Below are 21,731 nucleotides of genomic sequence, written 5' to 3' on the forward strand. Positions count from 1 at the left end.
GCTCTGCATCCCTATCTGCACCACGTGCCGTGAGCTGCGGTCGGGCGTTTTCTGCCCATGACGGCGGTTCCGTCACCGGCGTCACGGATCGTGCCTGGCGCGTATTGGTAAGCAGAGCAAAGGCTGGGTGTCGGACCCATCCTCCGGCCGCTGAAATCACCCTTCGTCACCGCCGTCACACCTTGTGACGCACTGGGCCCGCACCCGGCCGCCCGCCGCGAGGCAGTGGCCCTGTCCGATTCGGTGCCGTGACCGGGACCGCATCGACCGGTGGACCGCGCATATCCGGAATGACCGACACGTGAACCTGGTTGTGTCCCCCGTACCGCCGGAGCTCAAACCCCTTTCCGCGGTCATCTCCCGAGGAGTGTTCACCCCGGAGCGCTCCGCACGATCGAAAGGGCAACCATCGTGAAGGTCGACTTCACTCGATGGCTCCCCGCCATCGCTAAGGACTCGTATCGCAAGACCGCGCTGAGCGTCGCGGGCGTGGCCGCCCTCGGCGGTCTGGCCCTCGCCCCGACCGCAGTCGCCGCTCCGGTCACCACCGGGCCCCACCAGGGCGCCGTCGCCGCCATCGACCTCGCCACCGGCAAGGCCGCCACCGCGGCCCAGCAGGACGACCAGCCCGTCGAGTCGGGCCTGACCACCGGCTCCGCCACCGGCAAGCCGCCGGCCGGCAAGCCCAGCCGCGCGCAGCTGATCCCGCACGGCATCGAGGGCGCCCAGTCGCGCATCCCGCTCGACGACGCGCAGCTCGCCAACGCCCGGCACATCGTCGACGCCGCCAAGAAGACCGGTGTCGGTGACCGGGGCGCGGTGATCGGTGTGGCCACGTCTCTGCAGGAGTCGAAGCTCTACAACCTCGGCCACCTGGGCGCGTACAACGACCACGACTCGCAGGGCCTGTTCCAGCAGCGCCCGTCGTCCGGTTGGGGCACGCCCGAGCAGATCACCGACCCGGAGTACTCGGCCACCGCGTTCTTCAGCGCTCTGAAGAACGTCGGCGGTTGGCAGGACCTGCCGCTGACCACCGCCGCGCAGACCGTCCAGGTCTCCGCGTTCCCGTACGCGTACGCGCAGTGGGAGGAGCAGGCGGCGGACATCGTCCAGCAGCTCTGGTGACACCCGCACACACGCGCCGGCCGGCCCCCAAGCGGGGCCGGCCGGCGTCGTCGTGTGTCAGCAGGCCGGGTAGAGGCGGCGGGTGCCGACCCCGGCGGCGTACGCCTCCCGGTCGCTGAACCGGCAGCCGTAGTCGGGTCGGGCCACCACCGCCGGGTCGGTCACGGTGTCGCCGGCCGGGCGCTTGCCGGTGCGTACCCAGGACACCAGGTCGTCCCAGGCGGCGCCGGCCTCGGCCGGGGTGAACTCGCAGTGCTGCGTGGCCCGGATGGCCCGCTGGACCACCAGCTTGCTGCGGCCGTGCCGCGCCACGTCGTCGGCGTACGCCTGCTCCATGCTGAACGGCACGAACAGGTCCCCGAGGCCGTGCAGGCTGAGCACCGGCGCGGTGGGCCGACCCGCGATCCGCGGCACCTCGGTCAACGTCGGCAGGAGCCGCTGCACCACGTTCTCCGGCGCGACCCGTTGCACCGTGGCGTTCACGTCGACCGGGCTGTTCGGGGCGTACCGGGTGAGCAGATTGGTGGAGAGCTGACCCGGCCGCTGGGCGGGGGAGTTGCCGCTCCCGGTGGGCACGCTGATGGAGAAGAGGAAGTCCTTCCAGACCGCGAACGCCGCGTCCGCGCCGGGACGGGGCCCGCCCGAACGGTTCACCGTGATCGCCCGCAACTGCTTTCCCCGGTCCGTGGTGGTGTCCGGCCCGGTGGGCGTCAACCCGGCCAGACCGAGCGCCACCTGGATCCGGGGTACGGCGTTCGTCAGGTAATCGGCCGGCGTCGGATACGCCGGCACTCCGGCGAGGGCCTGCGCGACCAGGTTGTAGTCCAGGTAGAAGTCGAGCAACGTCTGGTCACCGAGCACCCCGCACATCGGCAGGGCCCCGTCGTAGAAGCCGGGGTACTGCTCCAGCGAGCGCCCGATGACGTACCCGCCCATCGACACCCCGGCGACGTAGGTGTGCTGCGGCCGGCGGACCGTCCGCCCGAAGTGGTCGGCGAGTTCCCTGGTGCCCAGCACCCCGGAACGGATGTCGAAGCCGTTGCGGTCGTACGAGGACGACGCCCAGGCGTACCCCTGATCCAGGAGTCGCTGGCGCAGCCCGAAGGCCGGCTGCTCCGGCGACAACACAGTGCCCTGGCCGCGGTAGCCGTGCGCCCACAGCACCAGGTCACCGTTCCACCGGGCGGGGACCTCGATGATGTACCCGGCGTGGCGGTGCACGCCCTGGCGTACCGTCGTCGATTTGCCGCCCACGACCAGCGGCGTCAACGGCGGATTCTCGATCGTGTACCCGGGCAGCGGCTCCCCGCCCCTCGGATCGCGACCGGTGGCGGCGGCCGGCGCGGTGCCGACCAGCCCGACCGTGAGAGTCAGCGTCGCGGTGGTGGCGAGCAGCCGGCGGAGGGTACGAACGGGTGCGGACAGCATCGATGCTCCCCATCGGACGGACGTCGCCCGAGGGGCGACCAGGCGGGACGGTTGCCTACCGGCCGGTAGCGACCTGAACCTAGGACGGCCCTCGACCAGTGTCAATGGCTGCGCTGATCGGCCGGTCAAGCACGACTGTCCGGCTGATCAGGGCATCCCGGGCCCCCGGTTGCCTCCGCGCGCAGCGGCCCTCGCGCTCGGTGGGCTGGGTGTTCGTCGGCCTTCGTGGTCCGTGGTCCGTGGTCGGGGCGGGCTGAGCGGTCGGGGTTTTGTGCGACGCCCACCGGGGCGGACGGCAGCTCGTCGGTGGGGTGCCGGTCGCATGCCGTACCCGGCCTCAGGGCGAGGCGGGGCGGTCGGGTTGACTTGTCGCCGTGGACGAGTCGATCTGGGAGGCGGCCCGCGCGTCGCGGAGCTGGTTGGACACCGCGAACGGCACCGGGCAGACCGAACTGACCTGCCGCATCCTCAAGCTGACCGAGGAGGCGGGGGAGGCTTCGGCCGCCTGGATCGGCCTGCTCGGGCAGAATCCGCGCAAGGGCGTCACCCACACCCGCGAGGACGTCGCCGCCGAACTGGCCGACGTCGCCTTCACGGCGTTGGTGGCCATCGAGAGCCTGGGCCTGGACGCCCAGACGATCCTGGACGCCTGTGCCGCGAAAGTTCGCTCCCGCCTCGCCTGCTGAACGAGCGCGCTACCCGTGGCCCCCGTCCCGGCTCGGCTCGTTCGGCCCGTTCGGTCGGTTTGCCAGTTTGTCCGTTCGTCTGGCGGACCTCCGCTTGGCCGGCGCCTGCTTGGCAGCTTGGCCGCCCGGCACGGCTGGCCGCCAAAGCCCCGACCCGATGGCGCAATGCCGCCCGGACCTCCCAAACGGCGATGATCGACTCCGTTTCGGTGAAGTCGCGGTATCAACCCCTCTTGGATACCGCGACATCGGCGAAGTCGTGTGAATCATGCATGGGGTGGGGTGTCCTGCCCGCCGCCCTGGGTGGTTTGGCACCCGAGGTCGGGTTGGCTTGTGGGTTTTGTTCTGTTTGGGTGGTATCGGTGTGTGGTCGGGGGCACGTGCCGGCCGGAATCCTGGCCGGGTCGGGGTCGTTACACATCCTGACGATCGCAGGACCACGGCCGGTCGGCTCGATGGTCCGCCCCCGGGAATGACCCCCAACCCCGGGTCGTTACACCTGGACCCCGGTCCGACCGGCACCCCGCTTCACCGGGTGCTCGCGGACTCGGCCGACCCCGGAATGACCCCGGCCCCGGGGTCGTTACACCCGGTCCCGGCGCCACGAGCCCTCCGCTCGTAGGCCGCCGACCCCGGTGCGACAAGCCCTCGCTTGTAGGTCACCGAATCGCAGACTTCCCCCGTATTACTGCAGCGCCGGACGAGGTGCTCACACCCGCGCGATCTCGGCGGGTGTCCTTACCCCCGAAGGAGCTTCCCCCATGAACACGATCATGCGTAAGAGTGTGCTGTCCGTTGCTGGTCTGGCGTTCGCCGGTGGTGTGTTCGCCGGTCCGGTCGCCGCCCACGCCGACCCGGTGGATGCCAAGCCGGTTGCGACTGCCGTGCAGTCGGGTGCGCCGAAGCCGCAGGGTGAGCAGTCGCGCATCACCCTCAACGGCGAGCAGACCGCGAACGTGAAGGCGATCATCGCCGCGACGAAGAAGGCCGGTCTGCCCGAGCGGGCTGCGGTGATCTCGATCGCGACGAGCTTGCAGGAGTCGAAGTTGGAGAACCTGGGCCACCTCGGCGACGCCAACGACCACGACTCGCTGGGCCTGTTCCAGCAGCGCCCGTCCAGCGGTTGGGGTACCCCGGAGCAGATCACCGACCCCGCCTACTCGACCACGGCGTTCCTGAAGGGCCTGCGTCAGGTTGACGGGTGGCAGGACATGCCGCTGACCGACGCCGCGCAGACCGTGCAGGTCTCGGCCTACCCGGACGCGTACGCCCAGTGGGAGCAGCAGGCCACCGACCTGGTCGCCCAGTACTGGAACAGCTGACCCACCGCACCATCGCAGGACACGAACCGCTGGCCGGCACCCACACCCGGGGTGCCGGCCAGCGGCATATCCACCACCGCCACCGCGAAGCAAGGGTGGTGGCGGCACATCCACACCGAGATCTTGGACAGTTTCCGTCCGCACGGAACGGAAACTGTCCAAGATCTCGCGATTGGCGACGTCGTGGAGTGGCGCTGTCGGCGCGGAGGTGGTCGCGGGCGCCCCCGCCATGCTGAGTGATCCGATCCGGCGGCGGGTACGTACCTCCCGTCGGGGACCGGCGGAGGGACAGGCGAATGACCGCGGTGGGGCACGGCACCAATCATGAACCGGAGGCACCGCAGGAACCTGCACCGCCGGCACCTGCACCACTGGAACCCGCACCGCCGGAACCTGCCGGTGAGGCCGTACCGCTGCGCTGGTCCACCGGGTCTCGCCTGCTGGTGGCGGCCGCGGCGGTCGTGCTGTTGCTGGGGGCGGCGGCGGTGGCCGTGATCGTCGCGGATCCCGGGCGGCGCGGTATGACCTACACCGGCGCACCGGACGTCACCCGCCCCGACGGCACCCGCCCCGACGGCACCCGCCCTGACGGCACCCGGCCCGGCGACGTCGGGCGGGCGGGAGGCGTTGCCGACCCGGACGCGGCCGATGGTCGTCCCGGCACGGGAGCCGCCGATGGTCGGACGCTCACGGCACCCGTCGCGGGTCGGCGGACGGGCACGTTCGTCCTCGCGGACGGGTTGTCCTCGTTCGACCTGCGGGTGGCTGATCTCGGGGACGACCTGTACCGGATCACCAGCCCTGCCGGTTCTGGTGTGGTGGGGCGGCCGGTCGTGTCGGGGGAGACCGTCCGACTCGACCTCGCGGACTCCGGGGAGCGTGGGCCGGGGGCAGTGCGCGTCCTGCTCAACGAGCGGGTCACCTGGCGTCTGCACCTCGTCGGCGGAGTGAGTCGTCAGGTGCTGGACCTGACCCGGGCCCGGTTGCTGGGTGTGGAACTGGCCGGCGGGTCGTCCCGCACCGAGATCCTGCTGCCAGCGATCACCGAGGCCGGCACCGACAACGGGCCCGGCACCGGCAGCGCGCCCGGCACCGGCAAGGGGCCCGGCAGCCCGGAGGGCTCCGGCATTCTCACCGTGCGCCTCACCGGTGGGACCAGTCAGCTCGACATCCGGCTCGCCGGGGAGACGCCGGTGCGGGTACGCGTGGGAGCGGGCGCCGGCTCGGTCGCGCTGGACCACGACCACTGGGACGGGGTGGGCGCGGGTACGGTGCTGGGTACGCCGGGGTGGGACCGCGCCGCCCAACGGCTGTATCTGGACCTGGTCGCGGGTGCCGACAGCGTGACGGTGTCCGCCCGTGCCCGATGACCCCGACAGTCGGCTAACCAGCCCACCCCTGCGGGAAGCGCTGCGGTCGTGGGTGGGCGTGAGCGTACAGTCGGGCGGTGGAGCGTACCGAATCGATGCTGGCGCAGACCCGACCACCCGGTGTGGCCGACGTTGATCCCGGCAGTGTGCTGCTGCCCGGCCACGACGTGCCGTTGGGGCGGTACACCACAGTGCGGCGACTGTTGCCGCAGCGCCCCCGCCGCATGGTCGGCGCGTGGTGTTTCGTCGACCACTTCGGTCCTGACGACGTGGCGCAGCGACCCGGCATGGAGGTGCCACCGCACCCGCACACCGGTCTGCAGACGGTGACCTGGCTGCTGGAGGGGGAGATCCTGCACCGGGACAGCCTCGGCAACGTGCAGCCGATCCGGCCCGGCCAGTTGAACGTGATGACCTCCGGGAACGGCATCGCCCACTCCGAGCGGTCGCCGGCCGTCCACCCGCCGGTGATGCACGGCGTGCAGCTCTGGGTGGCGTTGCCGGATCCGGCGCGCGCCGGGGCGGCCGACTTCGCGCACCACGCCGACCTGCCGCGCTGGCGCGACGGCGAACTGGACCTCACCCTGCTGGTCGGCGAGTTCGGTGGGCGGCGGTCACCGGCGGTGGTGCACACCCCGCTGGTGGGTGTGCAGCTGGAGCTGGGCGGTGAGGCGCCGACGACGCTGTCGTTGCGGCCCGATTTCGAGTACGCGGTGCTGGCGATGTCCGGCTCCGCGGAGGCCGCCGGGGTGGGGTTCGAGCCGGGGGCGTTGCTCTACCTGGGCACGGGTCGCCGCGAGCTGACCGTGCGCGGGGGGTCGGGGGCCCGGTTGCTGTTGCTGGGGGGTACGCCGTTCGAGGAGCCACTGGTGATGTGGTGGAACTTCGTCGGCCGCTCGCACGAGGAGATCCTCGCCGCCCGGGAGGACTGGATGGCGGGGGACGCACGCTTCGGCGTGGTCGCCGACGACCCGGCGCCGCCGCTGCCGGCGCCCGCCCTGCCCACCACCCGCCTCAAGGCCCGCGACCGCACCGGCGGCCTGCACGGCTGACCGGCCCGCGACCGCAGCGCCGACCGGCGTGCGGCTCGCGTGTGACAGTCGGTCGCGCGGGTAGTCGCCGGCATGTCGACCACTCTGATCACCCCGATGGCGGACCGGAAGCGCCTGGCGCGCCGGCTGGCGGGCACCGGGCGGGGCTTCGCCGAGCAGTACGGCTTCCGGGTGACCAACAACCCGGCGAGCCTGTTCCAGGTCCTCTACCTCGCGGTGCTGCTGGCCCGTCGGGGTGACTTCCGTCGGGCGGTGGACGGTGCGCGGGCGTTGCGCGACGCGGGGTGGGACAGCGCCGCGGGGTTGGCCCGTTCGTTGCACGAGGACCGGGTGCGGGTACTGCGCGCCGGCGGCCAGCGAGGCGACGTGGACGCCCTCGCCGCCGTGCTGGGCGACCTGGGTCGCACCGTGGTCGAGCGGTACCGGGGCGATCTGCGCCGGTTGCGGACGGTGGCGCACCACGATCCGGCCCGGGAGCGGAAGCTTCTCGCCGAGCTTCCCGGGGTGGACGACCAGGTCGTCGACCTGTTCCTCCGCGAGGCGCAGGCGTTGTGGCGGGAGGTTGCCCCGGTGGCCGACCGGCGCGCGTTGGCGGCCGCCCGTCGGCTCGGGCTGGGCAGGTCGGCGGACGACCTGGCCGGCCTGGCCAGCGGTGAGTCGGAGCAGCTGGCCTGGCTGGTGGGGGCGCTGGCGCGGGTCGACCTTGAGCACCGGTACGCGGAGGTGACCGGCCGATCATGACGTGCCGTGGCCCACACTTCGCCGAATACTGACCGAACGGAGGATGTTCTGTCGTATGGTTGGACCCGGCAGTGCTGACCGCTCGGTTCGAGCGGGCATCCACCGCCTGGTGGCGGCACCCGGTTCGGGTGCGGTTCACCGCCTGGGCAGGTTTGCGTGGCGCCCTAGGTCGCGGTTCGTGACCAGGGGCGCCCGCCTGTCCCGGCGATTCCGACAGTCGCCCCGTGTCGTCCCCGGGGCCGCCGCGCAGCCCGAACCCGCAGGCCGAACCCGCCGTGAAGCGGCGAACGGGCCCGCCGCGAAGCGAGAGCGGCTCAGCGCGCCAGGCCGGCCAACAGGTTCACCGTCACGGCGATGATGAACGCCCCGAACAGGTACGACACCATCGAGTGCCGCAGCACCGTACGACGCATCTCGTTGCTGGTCAGGTTGGTGTCGGACACCTGGAACGTCGCCCCGATGGTGAACGCGACGTACGCGAAGTCGGAGTAGCAGGGCGGCTCGGGCTGGTTGAAGTTCACCCCGCCGTCCGGGCCGGTGTAGTAGATCCGGGCGTACCGGGCGGCGAACACGGTGTGCACCACGAACCAGGAGAGCACCACGCTCAGCACCCCCAGCCCGCTGTGCATCTCGCGGCTCAGGCCGGGAGGTGCGCTCTGGGCGCTGGCCACGACCAGGCCGACGGCCAGGAGACTGGCCAGGCAGGCGACGAGCAGGAGCGCGTCCCGTACCGCCCGGTTCGGGTCCTCGTGCACGGCCAACTGGGCGGTCCGCTCGGCGTCCATCGGCCAGAGTTTGAGCCACACCAGCACCAGCCAGCTCAGCGCGCCCACGTCCCAGCCGGCCAGCGCGGCGAGGGGCAGCGGCAGCAGCAGTGCGAAGAGGCCGCCGGCGACGACGCCGACCACCGCCACCACGGCGAGCTGTCGCGCGGCGGGGAAACGTACCTCGACGGGCCGGGACGGGCTGGTGTGGGTCATCGGTGACGATCCCGTCTCCGGGCGATGGGCGTCACCGCCGGGTCAGATGCCGCGCAGGTGCTGCGAGACCCGGTTGTGCTTCTTGTCCCGGGCCTGCTCGGCCCGCTGAGAGGCGCCCACCTCGGGTGCCGCCTCGATGCCGGCCGAGCGGGCGACCTCGGTGCCGTTGGCGTAGTCCACCGGTGGCAGCGCGCGCAGCGCCTTCAACACGTCCGGCGGGGCACCCTCGCGTTCGGCCTCGCGGACCACGTCGTCCTTCTCGGCCGGGTAGTCCAGGCTCGACAGGTACTGCAGGACCTCGGCGTAGCTCGCCATGGCAGGGGCTCCCTCGGGCATCGATGTGGTGACGACCGGCGGCGGTTACCCGCCCGCCGGCCGGTCACGCCCGTCCGGCGGAGGAATCGCCGCGCCGTTTCCGAGGGGCCGCGGCGGGTACCCGCAGGCGCCGACGCGAGCCCAGAGGGAGTACGCGATGAACTACGACACCTTCATCGACCAGGTTTCCCAGCGCACCGCGACGTCGTCCGAGCGGGCGGTCGAGCTGACCCGGGCGGTGTTGGAGACGTTCGCCGAGCGGCTGACCGGTGGTGAGGTCCTGGACCTGGCCGTTCAGTTGCCGCAGCCGTTGCAGTTGGTGCTCAAGCCGAGCCCGAGCACCGAGCAGGCCGACCGGTTCGGTGCGGCCGAGTTCGTCGCGCGGGTCGCGTTGCGCGCCGGTGTGGAGGAGCCCGCCGCCGACGACGCCACCCGGGCGGTCTTCACCACCCTGCGGGAGGCGATCACCGGTGGTGAGTTCGACGACGTGGTGACCCAGCTCCCGCGGGACTACCGGGGCCTGGTCGAGCAGGCGATGGCACCGGGCGCGACGCTGCGCCGCGCCTGACAGCGGCCTCACCGGGCCCGCACAGCGGTTTACCAGGGCAACCATCGATGTCCCGCTTGGCGCCGCGTTTCGGCCTGGCCTAACCTTGTCGTGCGAGGGGAGTACTTCCCACGAACCATTCCGGTCAGTACGGCGTGCCCGGCGCGCCTCGGGTGGTTGCCCATCACGGTGATGGGTGAAGGAGACCTCGAACATGACGGTGTTCGAGGAGACCCCAATGAGCGAAGTGTCGTACCTGTCCGCCGCCAGTGACCTGTCGTCGGTCGGCACGCCCACGCTGTGGGCGGTCACGATCATCGGCGTGGTCCTGCTGCTGGTGCTGGACTTCCTGGTCACCCGTCGCCCGCACGAGGTGTCCATGCGGGAGGCCATCGGCTGGTCGGCGTTCTACATCGCCCTGCCGCTGGCGTTCGGCGCCTGGATCTGGTCCCGCTACGGGTCCCAGCAGGGCGTGGAGTACCTCACCGGTTACCTGGTGGAGAAGTCGCTCTCCGTCGACAACCTCTTCGTCTTCATGCTGCTGCTGGCCGCGTTCGCGGTGCCGGCGGTGCTCGCCCAACGGGTGCTGCTCTACGGCATCGCCGGCGCACTGGTGCTACGGGCCGTCTTCATCGCCCTCGGTGCGGCCGCGTTGCAGACCCTCGACTTCGCCTTCCTGCTGTTCGCGATCATCCTCATCGCCACGGCGGTGAAGCTGCTGCGGGACGCCATGTCCGGGCACGAGCAGGAAGTCGACATCAACAAGATGCGCTCGGTGAAGCTGCTGCGCAAGATCATGCCGGTGGTCGACGACTACCACGGCACCAGGATGACCGTCCGGCAGGGCGCGAAGCGGGCTCTCACCCCGTTCGCCCTGGTGGTGGTCGCGGTGCTGGCCACCGACGTCGTCTTCGCCGTCGACTCGGTGCCCGCGGTCTACGGCATCACCGAGGACCCGTACCTGGTCTTCGCCACCAACGCGTTCGCCCTGCTCGGTCTGCGGGCGCTCTACTTCGTCCTGCACGCGGCGCTGAGCCGGCTGGTGCACCTCAGCTACGGCCTGGCCGTCATCCTGGCGTTCATCGGCCTGAAGCTGGGTCTGCACTGGGCGCACGGCATCTGGGACGGCGTACCGGAGATCCCCACCCTGGCCTCGCTCGGCGTGATCATCGGGGTGCTGGTGGTGGTCACCGTGACCAGCCTGCGCGCCACCCGGGGCGGCGACCTGCCCGAGGACCGCAAGGTCGTCGCCGAACGGCACTGACCGCGCCGCGCCGGGCGACGAGGGGGTACGCGGGAAAGCTCCCGCCCCCACCGGTGCGGGTGGTACGACTGTGCAATGGGAATCGTGTCACCGGGTTTTCAGGGTCGGCCCCGAACGCAGGAGCCGGCCCTGCCACCCGGTCAGTACCTCACCGAGGACTTTCCGGTGCTCTCGGCGGGCCCGACGCCCCGGGTGTCCCTGGACACCTGGGAGTTCGTCATCTCCGCCGAGAACGGCAGCGAACACCGCTGGTCGTGGCAGGAGCTGATGGCTCTGCCGCAGGAGACGCCGCACGTGGACATCCACTGCGTCACCCGCTGGTCGAAGCTCGGCACCACCTGGCAGGGCGTCTCACTGGACACCCTGCTCGCCGACGTCGACACCGGAGCGCACTACGCGTTGGCGCACTCCTACGGCGGCTACACCACCAACCTGCCGCTGGACGACCTGCGCGGCGGGCGGGCCTGGGTGGCGCACACCTTCGAGGGCGCCCCGCTCGCCGCCGAGCACGGCGGCCCGGCCCGGCTGCTGGTGCCGCACCTGTACTTCTGGAAGTCCGCCAAGTGGGTGCGCGGCATCCGGCTCAAGACGATGGACGAGCCGGGGTTCTGGGAGACCGCCGGCTACCACGACTACGGCGACCCGTGGCGCGAACAGCGGTACCAGGGTGACTGAGCGCGCCGTGGCGACGAGCAGCCCGCCCCGCACCGCCAACCGCTGGCAGGTCGGTCGGCTGGTGGAGCGCCGGGTGGAGACACACACCGCGCAGACCCTGGTCCTGGAGGTGCCGGACTGGCCGGGTCACCTGCCCGGGCAGCACGTCGACCTGCGCCTGACCGCCCCGGACGGCTACCAGGCGGCCCGGTCGTACTCCATCGCCGGGCCGGTCGTGGACGGCCCCGGCGGCCCGCGCATCGAGGTGACCGTCCAGCGCGTGCACGACGGCGAAGTGTCCCCGTACCTCATCGACGTCTTCGGTGACGGCGACCCGGTGGAGGTCCGCGGACCGCTCGGTGGGTGGTTCATCTGGCGGCCGGAGGAGACCGCGCCGGTGCAGCTCGTCGCCGGTGGCTCCGGGATCGTGCCGCTGATGGCGATGATCCGGGCCCGCCGCGCCGCCGGCAACAAGGCGGCCTTCCGGCTGATCTACTCGGTGCGCACCCCCAGCGACGTGATCTACGCCGACGAGCTGCGCCGCCGGGTCCGCGACGACTTCGGCCTGGACGTCGCGTACGTCTACACCCGCGAGGCCCCCGAGGGTTGGCGCGGCGAGCCGCACCGCATCGGGCTGGCCGACGTCAACACGCACGGGTGGCCACCGGACCTGCAACCGCTGACCTACGTGTGCGGCCCGACCGCGTTCGTGGAGACCGTCGCCGACCTGCTGGTGGGGCTCGGGCACCCGTCGCGGCGGGTCAAGACCGAACGCTTCGGCCCCACCGGCTGACGCACGCCCTGTCGAGGAGAACCGATGACCGAGATGTCGTACGTGGACGGCAACATGCTCGACGGCCCCATGCACGAGCTGTTGACCGTGGACCTGAGCAGCGCCACGGGCCGCTGTGAGAACTGCGGGATGACCGGCTCGATGGCCAGCCTGCACGTCTACTCGCACGCCCCGGGCCTGGTGGCGCGCTGCCCGTCCTGCGAGGCGGTGATGATGCGACTGGTCCGTGGGCCCGACCGGGCCTGGCTGGACATGCGCGGCACGACCTTCCTCCAGGTCCCCATGCCGATGCAGCAGCCGTTCTCCGGCCCGGTCTGACGCACCGGCCGTCGTGGCCCCGTCCGTCGAGGTTCCCGCACCACCGGACTTCGGGGACCGGTTGGACAACGGCTGCGCCGGTCGGCCAGAGTGATCGGCCGTGAGATACCTGCGTACCGGCGGTCCCGCCGCGATCCGCCGGCCCCGGCCCACCGACGTCGACGAGTTCGTCGCCGCCGTGCGGCGCAGCCGGGACCTGCACCACCCGTGGTTGGCCGCACCGGGCACCCCCGAGGAGTACGACCTCTACCTTCGCCGGATCCGTCGCCGCGACAGCGCCGGCTACCTCATCTGTGACCGGGCCAGTGGTGCGATAGCCGGTTACGTGAACATCAGCGGGATCGTGCTGGGCGCGCTACGCGGGGGTTACCTCGGGTATGCGGCGTTCCTGCCGTACAGCGGGACCGGTCACGCGTCGGCGGGCATCGCCCTGGCGATCGACCACGCGTTCACCACCGTCGGGCTGCACCGGCTGGAGGCGAACATCCAGCCGGGCAACGAGCCGTCCCGCCGGGTCGCCCGCAAGCTCGGGTTCCGGTTGGAGGGCTTCTCCCCGGACTACCTGTTCATCGAGGGCGCCTGGCGCGACCACGAACGCTGGGCGATCACCGCCCCGCCCGCCTGACCCGCCCGCACGCCCGCGCCCGCCCGCGGCCGGGCCTGCCCGCGCCCGCCCGCCTGACGGCGGCCCGCCGGCCTGGGCGGATCTCGGGCGGTGTGTGCGGATCTCGGGGGCTCGCGCGGATCTTGGCGGTCGACGCGGCCGGCTGACACGGTCGGTCGGGGCGTCGGGGACGTTTGTCCGGGGCTGCGACGGGAAACGGCCCGCAATGACGAAACCTCGTGTGGTGATCGTGGGGGCCGGGTTCGCCGGTTACCACGCGGCGAAGACGTTGAGCCGGATCGCCCGGGACCGGGCCGAGATCGTGGTGCTGAACTCCACCGACTACTTCCTCTACCTCCCGTTGCTGCCCGAGGTGGCCGCCGGGGTGGTCGAGCCCAAGCGGATCGCGGTGCCGCTGACCGGGACGCTCAAGAACGTCCGGGTGGTGATCGGCGAGGCGGACCACGTCGACCTGCAGAACCGCTGGGTCGGCTTCACCCAGGCGGAGGGGGAGAAGAACCGGCTGGCGTACGACCGGTTGGTGCTCGCCGTGGGCAGTGTCAACAAGTTGCTGCCCATCCCGGGGGTGACCGAGTACGCGCACGGCTTCCGTGGTCTGCCCGAGGCCGTCTACCTGCACGACCACATCGTCCGCCAGATCGAGTTGGCCGAGCAGGCCGAGGATCCGGCCGAGCAGCAGGCACGGTCCACGTTCGTGGTGGTCGGGGCGGGTTACACCGGCACCGAGGTCGCCGCGCACGGGCAGTTGTTCACCGACGCGCTGCACGCCCAGCGGCCCCGGCTCACCGTCCGCCCACGGTGGATGCTGCTCGACGTCGCGTCCCGGGTGTTGCCGGAGCTGGACAAGCGGATGTCGGACACGTCGCACCGGGTGCTCGAACGGCGGGGTGTGGACGTCCGGATGGGCACGTCGGTCGCCGAGGCCACCTGCGACGGGGTGAAGCTCACCGACGGCGAGTACGTGCCGACCTGCACCCTGGTGTGGTGTGTGGGGGTGCGACCGGACCCGTTCGTCAACGAGCTGGGGTTGCGCACCGACCGGGGTCGGCTGGTGACCGACGAGTTCCTCAACGTCCCCGGCTACCCGGAGGTGTACGCCATCGGCGACGCCGCCGCCGTGCCCGACGTGCTCAACCCGGGGAAGGTCTGCGGGATGACGGCGCAGCACGCGCAGCGGCAGGGCAAGCGCGCGGCGCACAACATCGCCGCGTCGTACGGCTTCGGCCGACGCAAGCCGTACAAGCACCACGATCTGGGCTGGGTGGTCGACCTGGGGGGCAAGGACGCGGCGGCGAACCCGCTGCACGTCAACCTGGGCGGGCTGCCGGCGAAGGTGGTCACCCGGGCGTACCACCTGATGGCGATGCCCGGAAACCGGACGCGGGTGAGCGCCGACTGGGCCCTGGACGCCGCGCTGACCCGGTCGGCCGTGCAACTGGGGTTGGTGCCGGCCAACGCGGTGCCGTTGGAGAGCACCTCACCGGAGGTCGCGACCCGGGCCCGCTGAGCGGCCGCCGCCCCGGTCAGCCCTGCGGGGCGGGACCGGCCGGCCGGCGTGCGGATGCGGGGCGGAGCCGGCGCGGCCCGTACTCCCGTAGCAGGGTCTGGACGATGCCGGCGGCGGGGATGGCCAGCAGCGCGCCGAGCAGGCCGGCCAGCTCCGCCGCGAGCAGCACACTGGCCAGCACGGTCAGCGGGTTGAGCCGGACCGCCCGGGACAGGATGAGCGGTTGCAGCAGGTGGTTCTCCACCTGCTGGTAGACGACGAAGAAGACCAGCACCACGATCCCCGCGGTGGGGGAGTGCAGGAACCCGGCCCCGGCCGCGATCACCGCGCCGAGCGTCGCGCCGACCAGCGGTATCAGGTCGGCCACCGCCACCAGCAGGGCGATCACGGCCGCGAACGGCACCCCGGTGAGGGCGAGCACCAGGTAGGTCAGCAGCCCGCAGATCGCGCTGATCAGCAGGTTGCCGGTGAGGTAACCGGTGACGGTCCGCGACACCTCCCGGCCGACGCGGCGCAGTCGCTCGCCCTGACCGTCCCCGGCCACCGCGAGGACGCCCCGGGTGATCCGCGGGGCCTCCAACACCATGAGGTACGCCAGCACGATGACGGTGACCAGCCCGGCGACCGTCTCGACGACGCCGCGCAGCACACCCACCGCGGGTTGGCGCAGCCGGGTTCCGAGGTCGCGCAGTTGGTCGGAGTGCTCGCTGACGTAGCGGCGCGCTCCGGTGCGCTCCAGCAGTTGCCCCAGCGGGCCCCGGCCGACGCGGGCCTCGTGCAACAACCCCGGTGCCCGCTCGGCGAACCGTCCCAGCTCGTCGAACAACGGCACCAGGATGAGGGCGGCCACGGTCGCCAGCAGCACGAACGCGGCGAGGAACACCAGCAGGGTGGCCAGCGACCGGCGTCGGACGAGCCGGTGTTGCAGCCGGTCGACCAGGGGGCCCAGCGCGACGGCGAAGAACGCGGCGACCACGGCCCAGGTGAGCACCCGGCGGGTCGCGTACACGAAGGCCAGCGCGAACGTGGTCGCCAGCACCAGACCGATCACGACCAAGGTCCGGCGGGCAATCGCCCGATCGTCGGCGTTGCTCATCCGACGCGCCTTCCCCGCGCGGGGCGTCGGAAACCCGGCGTCGCGGGCGCAACAGCCCCTAGGTGTTCTGTCCATGGACGTCGGTGACCGGGCGGGCACCGGCCACGAACGTGTCGAGCGCGGCGGCGTGCAACAGCCCGCCGGGCACCGGGTCGCGGAGGGCGGCCACCGCCAGCCGGCCGACCGGCAGGCCGCCGGGGCGTGACGTCGCGGCCAGCACCAGGTTGCCGTACCGCCGGCCGCGCAGCATCCGCCGGTCGCCGACGACGCACACGTCGGCGAAGACCGCCCGCAGCGTCGCCACCTGCGCCCGGGTGCCGGCCAGCGGAGGCAGGTCCGTGACGTTGACCAGGTACGTCCCCTCCGGGCGCAGGACACGGGCCACCTCGGCGGCGAACTCGACGGTGCGGACGTGCCGGGGCATCTGGGCGGCCCGGTAGATGTCGGCGATCACCAGGTCGTACCGACCGGCCGGGGTGGCGGTGAGCGCGTCTCGGGCGTCGGCGACCTCCACCCGTACCTCGGGCGGCAGTGGCGGCAACTCCCGGGCGACCAGCTCGACCACCGCCGGGTCCCGCTCGACGACCCGCTGCGGGGAGCCGGGCCGGGTGGCCGCCAGCCAGCGGGGCAGCGTCAACGCGCCGCCGCCCAGGTGCAGGACGTGCAACGGGGTGTCGGCCGGTGCGGCCACCCGCACCGCCGAGGCGATCCGCCGGACGTACTCGAAGTGCAGGTGCAGCGGATCCTCGACGTCCACGTACGACTGCTCGACACCGGCGGAGAGCAGCGTCCGCCCGGTGCGGCGGACCGGGTCGGCGACCAGCTCCAGCCGGTCGGCGGCGCGGTTCATGACCGGCACGCTAGCCGAGCCGGTGGTCCGGCCCGGCGGTGGTCCGGCACCGCCGACGGGCCGGCGGAACGGGGTGTGCCCCCGCCCGCCGACCCGCCCGGGTCTCCGTTGCCGGTCAGCCGCCCGCCATCCCGGCCCCCACCTCGTCGATCGCGTCGTCGACCTGGTGGGCGAGGTCCACGTCGAGTGCGGTCACCCCGTCGGCCTGGCTGGTGCGTACGGTCAGGACGGCGGCGGTGTCGCCGGGACGTCCGATGCTCGGGCCGCGACCGGTGTCCTGGCGCAGCCGGTCGAGGCGGGCGAGCACCCGGTCCAGGTTGTCCGCCGGCAGTGCGACCACCCGATGCAGGCCCTGGCTGTCTCCGGCCCAGTAGGGCAGGTCGTCCAGCGCCGCGTCGATCTCGTCGGCGTCCAGGGTGGGTGTGGTGGTGGACGCGCCGACCAGGCCGCCGCCGGCCTCCGGCGGGTTGAGCAGGTCACGCAACCCGTCGGGTACGTGCAGCGACTCGACCAGGTCGCCGTCCTGCTCGGCGAGCGCGGCCATCGTCGCCTCGGCCTGGTACCGGGCCTGCTCCGGGGTGTTGCCGCTGATCCGGCCCACCTCGGCCAGGAAGCCGGGCAGCTCCTGGTGCCGCTCGATGCCGTCGACGGGCAGCACGTCGTGCAGCGACGCCGGCACCGCCGCGAGCAGCCGCTGCCGCTCGGCGGTCTCCAGGGCGAAGGCGAGGACCAGCACCGTCGCCTCGGTGCCCACCTTGGCGGTCTTGAAGTCGACGCCGGCGCGACGTCGTACCTCGTCGACCAGGTCGTGGTAGCCCATGGTGCTCACGCCGGTCGCGCCGCTCGGCGGGGACGGCTGCGGCCGCGGATTGTCGGCGCTGCCGAGCTGCGGCGGAGCCGGACCGCCACGCGTGCTGTCCGGTTTGTGCGGCCCGGCCGGCGGCGGGCCGGCCCGCTTGCCCGACTCGAGGCTCGTGAGCTGCTTGGAGGCGCTCAGACTGGCGCCGATCTCGCTGGGCTGGCGACTCTGTTCGCGGGCCTGCCGGGCCAGCGCCCGACGCCTCTGGTTGTCGCCTTCCATCTGCTTGCGCATCGTGGAACCCCTTCCGCTGGGGATCGTGGCTGCGCCGGTCGCCTTCCCGCCGTCGCCGAGAAGGAAACGGCGACGGCCGGCCGGGTCGGCCCGACAGTCGCCGACGCTTCATCCGGCGGGGGTGAGCTGTGCTCACCCGCACGGCCCGCACGATCGATCCAGGACCGGAGTTCTTCCGAGGTACGCGGAAGGAAGGTCGTCATGAAGCAGATCGTCGAGATCGTCCCCGCCCGACCCGGCTGGTACGCCCGCTGGCAGGTCACGCCCGAGGCCACCAGGTGTTACCCGGTGAGCCTGTGGGCGCTGTTGGAGGAGGCCGACGGGACCGGTCGGGAGGTGGTCGGTATGGACTGCATCGGCCAGTGGCCCGGCGCGGACGACAACGAGGCGGGTGGGCAGTTCGTCCGTTACCTGTACCAGACGCCCGATTCGGGGGAGCCCGAGGACGTCGAACCGCCCCCGACCGGCGAACTGCGCGAGGACCGCCCCCGGCTCCAGCCGATGACGGCGCCCTAGACATTCCTCCGGCCCCCGACCCCAGGTCCCAGGGTCGGGGGCCACCCCGGCCCGCCGGGGTGGCCGTCGATCAGCCGGTGGCGCGCAGGTCGTCGTCGTGGTCGACGGTCAGCAACTCGGCCAGGCCGGTGCGGTCGAGCATCCGTTGCAACTGCGGGCTGACCCCGGTCAGCCGGATCACCCGGGCGCTGCGCTGCACCACCAGCAACGCGCTGAGCCCGGAGGAGTCGCAGATGCTGATGCCGGTCAGGTCGATCAACACCTCGTCGTCGCGGTGCAGGTCGGCCGCCGCGGCGGTCAACTCGGGTGCGGTGTCGTAGTCGAGTTCGCCGGTCAGCCGGAGCCGGACGTGCCCCGCATCGAGGCGGGTCGTCTCAATCGCCAACAGCTGGTCGGACATCCCGTCATTTTCCCAGCCGAGCGTGGAAACGCAAAGCGGGGCGCGGTGCTGCGCCACCCGAATGCGCTGAGATGCCACCAGCCGCCGACCGGCGTAGGGTGGCTGGAGAGTTCCGACACTGAGCGCCGGTTCCGGCGCGGGCACGGGTGGACGACAAGGAGTGAGGCTCAGCTGGTGACTGCTTCCGACGTCAGGGACGTAGACCCGGGCGACGGACGGCTTCCCACGCCGAGTACCACACGGCCCCCGGCGTGGCCCGCCGACGTCCTGCCCCGGTCCGCTGCCGCGCTGCCGCCGCTCGCCCTCGACGGGGATGTGTCCGCCCCCGACTGGTCCGAGGTCGTCGAGCACTTCCGGGAGGGCCTGATCGTCTGCGACGCCGACGGCGTCGTGCGCCACGTCAGCCCGGTGGCCGAACGCCTGCTACCCGAGGTGACGCCCGGCGAGTTGCTCGACGCGGCCGGTGTGCCCGGGTTGGACGACGGCGACTTCACCCACCTCGGGCGTCGGCTCAGCGCCCGCCGGGTGCCCCTGTCCGCAGGCCGCTGCTGCTGGTACGTCGAAGACGTCACCGACCGCGTCAGCGGCACCGACGCGCTGCTCGCGGAGCGGGCCCGCTCGACGTTCCTGGCCGTGGTCGGCGACAAGCTGGGCAACCCCCTGCACCCCGACCGGGCGGCCGCCGCGGTGGTCCGCCTCGCCGTGCCGACAGTGGCCGAGGTGGCCGTGCTGGTGCTCGCCCCGCGTGGCGGTCGGGCCCGTTGGTGGCGGTCATCGCGTACCGACGACGAGTCCCCGACGGTGGACAGCGGGATGCTGGCCGGCGGCGACCTGCCGAGCGCCATCGCCGACGGGCTCACCGGAGCCGAGCCGCACGCCGTCGACTGGCTGGTCGAGCAGGCTGTCGACGCCGGTTGGCTGCCCGCGCTCACCGGCACCGAGAGCACCGCCCGGGTCGTCCCGCTGCCCGGCCGGGACGCGCCGGTCGGTGTGCTGCTGGTGGCCCGCCGAGCGACCCGCGGGTACGACGAGGCCGACGTGGAGCTGATCCGCGCGTTCGCGGCCCGCGCCGGCGCGGCCCTGACCACCGCCCTGCTCTACCGGGACCAGGCGGAGGTCGCGGACACGCTCCAGGCCAGTCTGCTGCCGGTCGAGCCGGCCGAGGCGGCGGGCGTGCAGTGGGGCACCGCGTACCGGCCCGCGCAGGCGGGGCTACGCATCGGCGGCGACTTCTACGGCTCGCACCGGCTCGCCGACGGGGGCTCGGTGTTCTTCCTCGGCGACGTGTCGGGCAAGGGCGTCGAGGCGGCCGTCTTCACCGGCCAGTTGCGTCAGTGCCTACAGGCGTTGCACCGGTTGGAGTCGCACCCCGGGCGGTTGCTGCGGCTGCTCAACGATGCGCTGCTGGAGACCACCCAGGCACACGGTCAGGGCCGCTTCGCCACGATCGTGCTCGGCGTGGCCCGCCCGCGACGCGACGGAGGTCTGACCCTCACCATGGCCGGCGGCGGGCACCTGCCACCGCTGGTGCTGCGGTCCTCCGGCGAGGTGGAGGCGGTGCCGCTGAGCGGCATGCTGATCGGGGTGGTGCCCGACCCCCGGGTCGGCGAGGTGAGCGTACGACTCGCGCCGGGGGAGACCTGCCTGCTCTACAGCGACGGGGTGACCGAGGCGCGCGGTGGCCGTCGTGGCGACGAGCAGTTCGGCACGGAACGGCTGGTCGCCGCCGTGACCGGCTGTCAACGGATGCCCGCACCGGCCCTGGCCGAGCGGGTGGAGCAGGTCACCTGCGACTGGTTGGCGCACGGCGACCACGACGACATCGCGGTGCTGGCGCTGCGGGCCACCGGCAACGGCGGGCGCGGGTCACGGCACCTGCACTCGGTGCCCGAGCCGGCCGACGCCGCCCAGCCGGGGGAGTCCGACGCGTGACCACCGCCACGGCGGCCGCCGACCCGGCCGGGGCCTTCGCCGGCTACCTGGACTGTCTCGCCGACGCCGACGAGTACGGCGCGATCGACCTGGCGATCGGCCTGCTCGACGCGGGCGTACCGGCCGAGCGGGTGCTGCTGGACCTGGTCGCGCCCGCGCAGGCCGAGGTGGGCGAGCGGTGGGCGCGCAACGAGTGGAGCGTCGCCCAGGAGCACGCCGCCACCCACATCAGCGAACAGGTGGTGGCGGCGGTCGTCGCGCACGTCAACCCACGCCCGACGGGCGGACGGGTGGTGGTCGCCTGCATGGACGGCGAGTGGCACGCGCTGCCGCCCCGGCTGGTGGCCGAGGTGCTGCGGTTGCGCGGCTGGCAGGTGACGTTCCTGGGTGCCAGCGTGCCCGCCGCGCACCTCGTGTCGTACCTGCACCGCTACGACGCGCACGCGGTCGCCCTGGCGTGCGCGCTACCGATGCGGCTGCCGTACGCCCACCGGATGATCGAGGCGTGCCGCCGCTCCGACGTACCGGTGGTGGTGGGCGGGCGCGGGTTCGGCGCGGACGGCCGGTGGGCGCGGCGGCTCGGTGTGGCCTGGGCGGCGGACGCCCCCGCCGCGGCCGACCTCATCGCCGACGAGCGGGCGCTGCGCGCGGTGCCGCCGCCCCGGTTGACGCACCTGGCCGACGACGAGTACGCCAGCCTGGTGCGGCGTCGGGGTGAGCTGATCGACGGCGCGCTGGCCGACCTGCTGGAGCGGGTGCCGGCGGCACGCGCCTACAGCGCCACCCAGCTCGACTCGACGGTGAGCGACCTGGGTCACATCGTGGACTTCCTGGCCGCGGCGGTCTACGTCGACGACAGCTCGTTGTTCACCGAGTTCGTCGAGTGGCTGCTGGAGATCCTGGTGAGCCGTGGGGTGCCCGCCGAGGCCGTCGCCCTGCCCTTCGACTTCTACCGCGTCGCGTTGCGTGACTTCCCCCGAGCGGGGCGTGTGCTGGCCCTGGGACGCGCCGCGCTCCCCGTCGCCGACCGCTGACGAGGCCGCTCCAGGGCCGCTGCGGTCGATCACCACGCCCTCCGGCCGACCGGTCAGCTCTGCGTATACTTGCCGCACTGCAA

Annotated in this window: 23 protein-coding genes; 16 read left to right on the forward strand and 7 right to left on the reverse strand. The window is 72.6% G+C overall.

What is annotated here, in order from left to right; translation table 11 throughout:
* Positions 1-411 precede the first annotated feature (411 nt).
* Entirely contained in the window at positions 412-1,125 is a 714-nt protein-coding gene (locus tag O7616_RS19275; protein WP_282303287.1) for a hypothetical protein, read from the forward strand.
* Positions 1,126-1,182: 57 nt separating this feature from the next.
* On the opposite strand, the gene O7616_RS19280 is transcribed toward O7616_RS19275, so the two are convergent.
* Entirely contained in the window at positions 1,183-2,553 is a 1,371-nt protein-coding gene (locus tag O7616_RS19280) for a hypothetical protein (RefSeq protein ID WP_282303288.1), read from the reverse strand.
* Positions 2,554-2,927: 374 nt separating this feature from the next.
* On the opposite strand from O7616_RS19280, the gene O7616_RS19285 reads away from it, so the two are divergent.
* The 5 genes from O7616_RS19285 to O7616_RS19305 all read left to right on the forward strand — a co-directional run bounded on the left by O7616_RS19285 (position 2,928) and on the right by O7616_RS19305 (position 7,724).
* Complete coding sequence (locus O7616_RS19285) at positions 2,928-3,239, forward strand: MazG-like family protein (RefSeq protein WP_282303289.1); 312 nt, start codon at positions 2,928-2,930, stop codon at positions 3,237-3,239.
* A 761-nt stretch (positions 3,240-4,000) separates the two neighbouring features.
* Complete coding sequence (locus O7616_RS19290; protein WP_282303290.1) at positions 4,001-4,561, forward strand: hypothetical protein; 561 nt, start codon at positions 4,001-4,003, stop codon at positions 4,559-4,561.
* Between the two features lie 296 nt (positions 4,562-4,857).
* The gene (locus O7616_RS19295) at positions 4,858-5,931 is read left to right on the forward strand and encodes a hypothetical protein (protein ID WP_282303291.1); all 1,074 of its coding nucleotides are present in this window, start codon (positions 4,858-4,860) and stop codon (positions 5,929-5,931) included.
* 77 nt (positions 5,932-6,008) lie between these two features.
* On the forward strand, positions 6,009-6,983 hold the full coding sequence (locus O7616_RS19300) for a pirin family protein (RefSeq protein ID WP_282303292.1): 975 nt from the start codon (positions 6,009-6,011) through the stop codon (positions 6,981-6,983).
* Between the two features lie 72 nt (positions 6,984-7,055).
* Positions 7,056-7,724, forward strand: a complete 669-nt coding sequence (locus tag O7616_RS19305; protein WP_282303293.1) for a hypothetical protein — start codon at positions 7,056-7,058, stop codon at positions 7,722-7,724.
* Positions 7,725-8,038: 314 nt separating this feature from the next.
* On the opposite strand, the gene O7616_RS19310 is transcribed toward O7616_RS19305, so the two are convergent.
* Positions 8,039-8,704, reverse strand: a complete 666-nt coding sequence (locus O7616_RS19310; RefSeq protein ID WP_282303294.1) for a DUF1345 domain-containing protein — start codon at positions 8,702-8,704, stop codon at positions 8,039-8,041.
* Positions 8,705-8,746: 42 nt separating this feature from the next.
* Positions 8,747-9,019: a DUF2795 domain-containing protein gene (locus O7616_RS19315; RefSeq protein WP_282303295.1), complete on the reverse strand. Its 273-nt coding sequence runs from the start codon at positions 9,017-9,019 to the stop codon at positions 8,747-8,749.
* Positions 9,020-9,176: 157 nt separating this feature from the next.
* Between O7616_RS19315 and O7616_RS19320 the strand changes: the two genes are divergently transcribed.
* From O7616_RS19320 to O7616_RS19350, 7 genes are all read left to right on the forward strand, one after another.
* Positions 9,177-9,587: a DUF2267 domain-containing protein gene (locus O7616_RS19320; RefSeq protein ID WP_282303296.1), complete on the forward strand. Its 411-nt coding sequence runs from the start codon at positions 9,177-9,179 to the stop codon at positions 9,585-9,587.
* A gap of 217 nt (positions 9,588-9,804) precedes the next feature.
* Positions 9,805-10,830 (forward strand): TerC/Alx family metal homeostasis membrane protein, encoded by a 1,026-nt coding sequence (locus tag O7616_RS19325; protein ID WP_282303297.1) that lies wholly within the window; start codon positions 9,805-9,807, stop codon positions 10,828-10,830.
* A gap of 75 nt (positions 10,831-10,905) precedes the next feature.
* Positions 10,906-11,505, forward strand: a complete 600-nt coding sequence (locus O7616_RS19330) for a sulfite oxidase-like oxidoreductase (RefSeq protein WP_282259884.1) — start codon at positions 10,906-10,908, stop codon at positions 11,503-11,505.
* 7 nt (positions 11,506-11,512) lie between these two features.
* Positions 11,513-12,277 carry a ferredoxin reductase gene (locus O7616_RS19335; RefSeq protein ID WP_282307670.1) on the forward strand — a complete coding sequence of 255 codons (765 nt, stop codon included), beginning with the start codon at positions 11,513-11,515 and terminating at the stop codon, positions 12,275-12,277.
* 24 nt (positions 12,278-12,301) lie between these two features.
* On the forward strand, positions 12,302-12,595 hold the full coding sequence (locus O7616_RS19340) for a DUF6510 family protein (protein WP_282259883.1): 294 nt from the start codon (positions 12,302-12,304) through the stop codon (positions 12,593-12,595).
* 100 nt (positions 12,596-12,695) lie between these two features.
* Positions 12,696-13,220: a GNAT family protein gene (locus O7616_RS19345; protein ID WP_282303298.1), complete on the forward strand. Its 525-nt coding sequence runs from the start codon at positions 12,696-12,698 to the stop codon at positions 13,218-13,220.
* 205 nt (positions 13,221-13,425) lie between these two features.
* Positions 13,426-14,727: an NAD(P)/FAD-dependent oxidoreductase gene (locus O7616_RS19350; protein ID WP_282303299.1), complete on the forward strand. Its 1,302-nt coding sequence runs from the start codon at positions 13,426-13,428 to the stop codon at positions 14,725-14,727.
* A 16-nt stretch (positions 14,728-14,743) separates the two neighbouring features.
* On the opposite strand, the gene O7616_RS19355 is transcribed toward O7616_RS19350, so the two are convergent.
* The 3 genes from O7616_RS19355 to O7616_RS19365 form a co-directional block, all read right to left on the reverse strand.
* On the reverse strand, positions 14,744-15,823 hold the full coding sequence (locus O7616_RS19355) for an AI-2E family transporter (protein ID WP_282303300.1): 1,080 nt from the start codon (positions 15,821-15,823) through the stop codon (positions 14,744-14,746).
* 58 nt (positions 15,824-15,881) lie between these two features.
* Positions 15,882-16,673: a fused MFS/spermidine synthase gene (locus tag O7616_RS19360; protein ID WP_282303301.1), complete on the reverse strand. Its 792-nt coding sequence runs from the start codon at positions 16,671-16,673 to the stop codon at positions 15,882-15,884.
* Between the two features lie 115 nt (positions 16,674-16,788).
* The gene (locus tag O7616_RS19365) at positions 16,789-17,766 is read right to left on the reverse strand and encodes a DUF2267 domain-containing protein (RefSeq protein ID WP_282303302.1); all 978 of its coding nucleotides are present in this window, start codon (positions 17,764-17,766) and stop codon (positions 16,789-16,791) included.
* Positions 17,767-17,967: 201 nt separating this feature from the next.
* Between O7616_RS19365 and O7616_RS19370 the strand changes: the two genes are divergently transcribed.
* Positions 17,968-18,282, forward strand: a complete 315-nt coding sequence (locus O7616_RS19370) for a hypothetical protein (protein WP_282259877.1) — start codon at positions 17,968-17,970, stop codon at positions 18,280-18,282.
* A gap of 70 nt (positions 18,283-18,352) precedes the next feature.
* Here O7616_RS19370 and O7616_RS19375 read toward each other — a convergent pair whose 3' ends face one another.
* Complete coding sequence (locus O7616_RS19375; RefSeq protein WP_282303303.1) at positions 18,353-18,682, reverse strand: STAS domain-containing protein; 330 nt, start codon at positions 18,680-18,682, stop codon at positions 18,353-18,355.
* Between the two features lie 174 nt (positions 18,683-18,856).
* Here O7616_RS19375 and O7616_RS19380 point away from each other — a divergent pair, with 174 nt between their 5' ends.
* The gene (locus O7616_RS19380; protein ID WP_282303304.1) at positions 18,857-20,614 is read left to right on the forward strand and encodes a PP2C family protein-serine/threonine phosphatase; all 1,758 of its coding nucleotides are present in this window, start codon (positions 18,857-18,859) and stop codon (positions 20,612-20,614) included.
* The gene (locus O7616_RS19385) at positions 20,611-21,648 is read left to right on the forward strand and encodes a cobalamin-dependent protein (RefSeq protein WP_282303305.1); all 1,038 of its coding nucleotides are present in this window, start codon (positions 20,611-20,613) and stop codon (positions 21,646-21,648) included. The genes O7616_RS19380 and O7616_RS19385 overlap by 4 nt, the downstream gene beginning before the upstream one ends.
* The last annotated feature ends 83 nt before the right edge of the window (positions 21,649-21,731 follow it).

The sequence above is a fragment of the Micromonospora sp. WMMD964 genome (assembly GCF_029581455.1).
Classification (GTDB): Bacteria; Actinomycetota; Actinomycetes; order Mycobacteriales; family Micromonosporaceae; genus Micromonospora.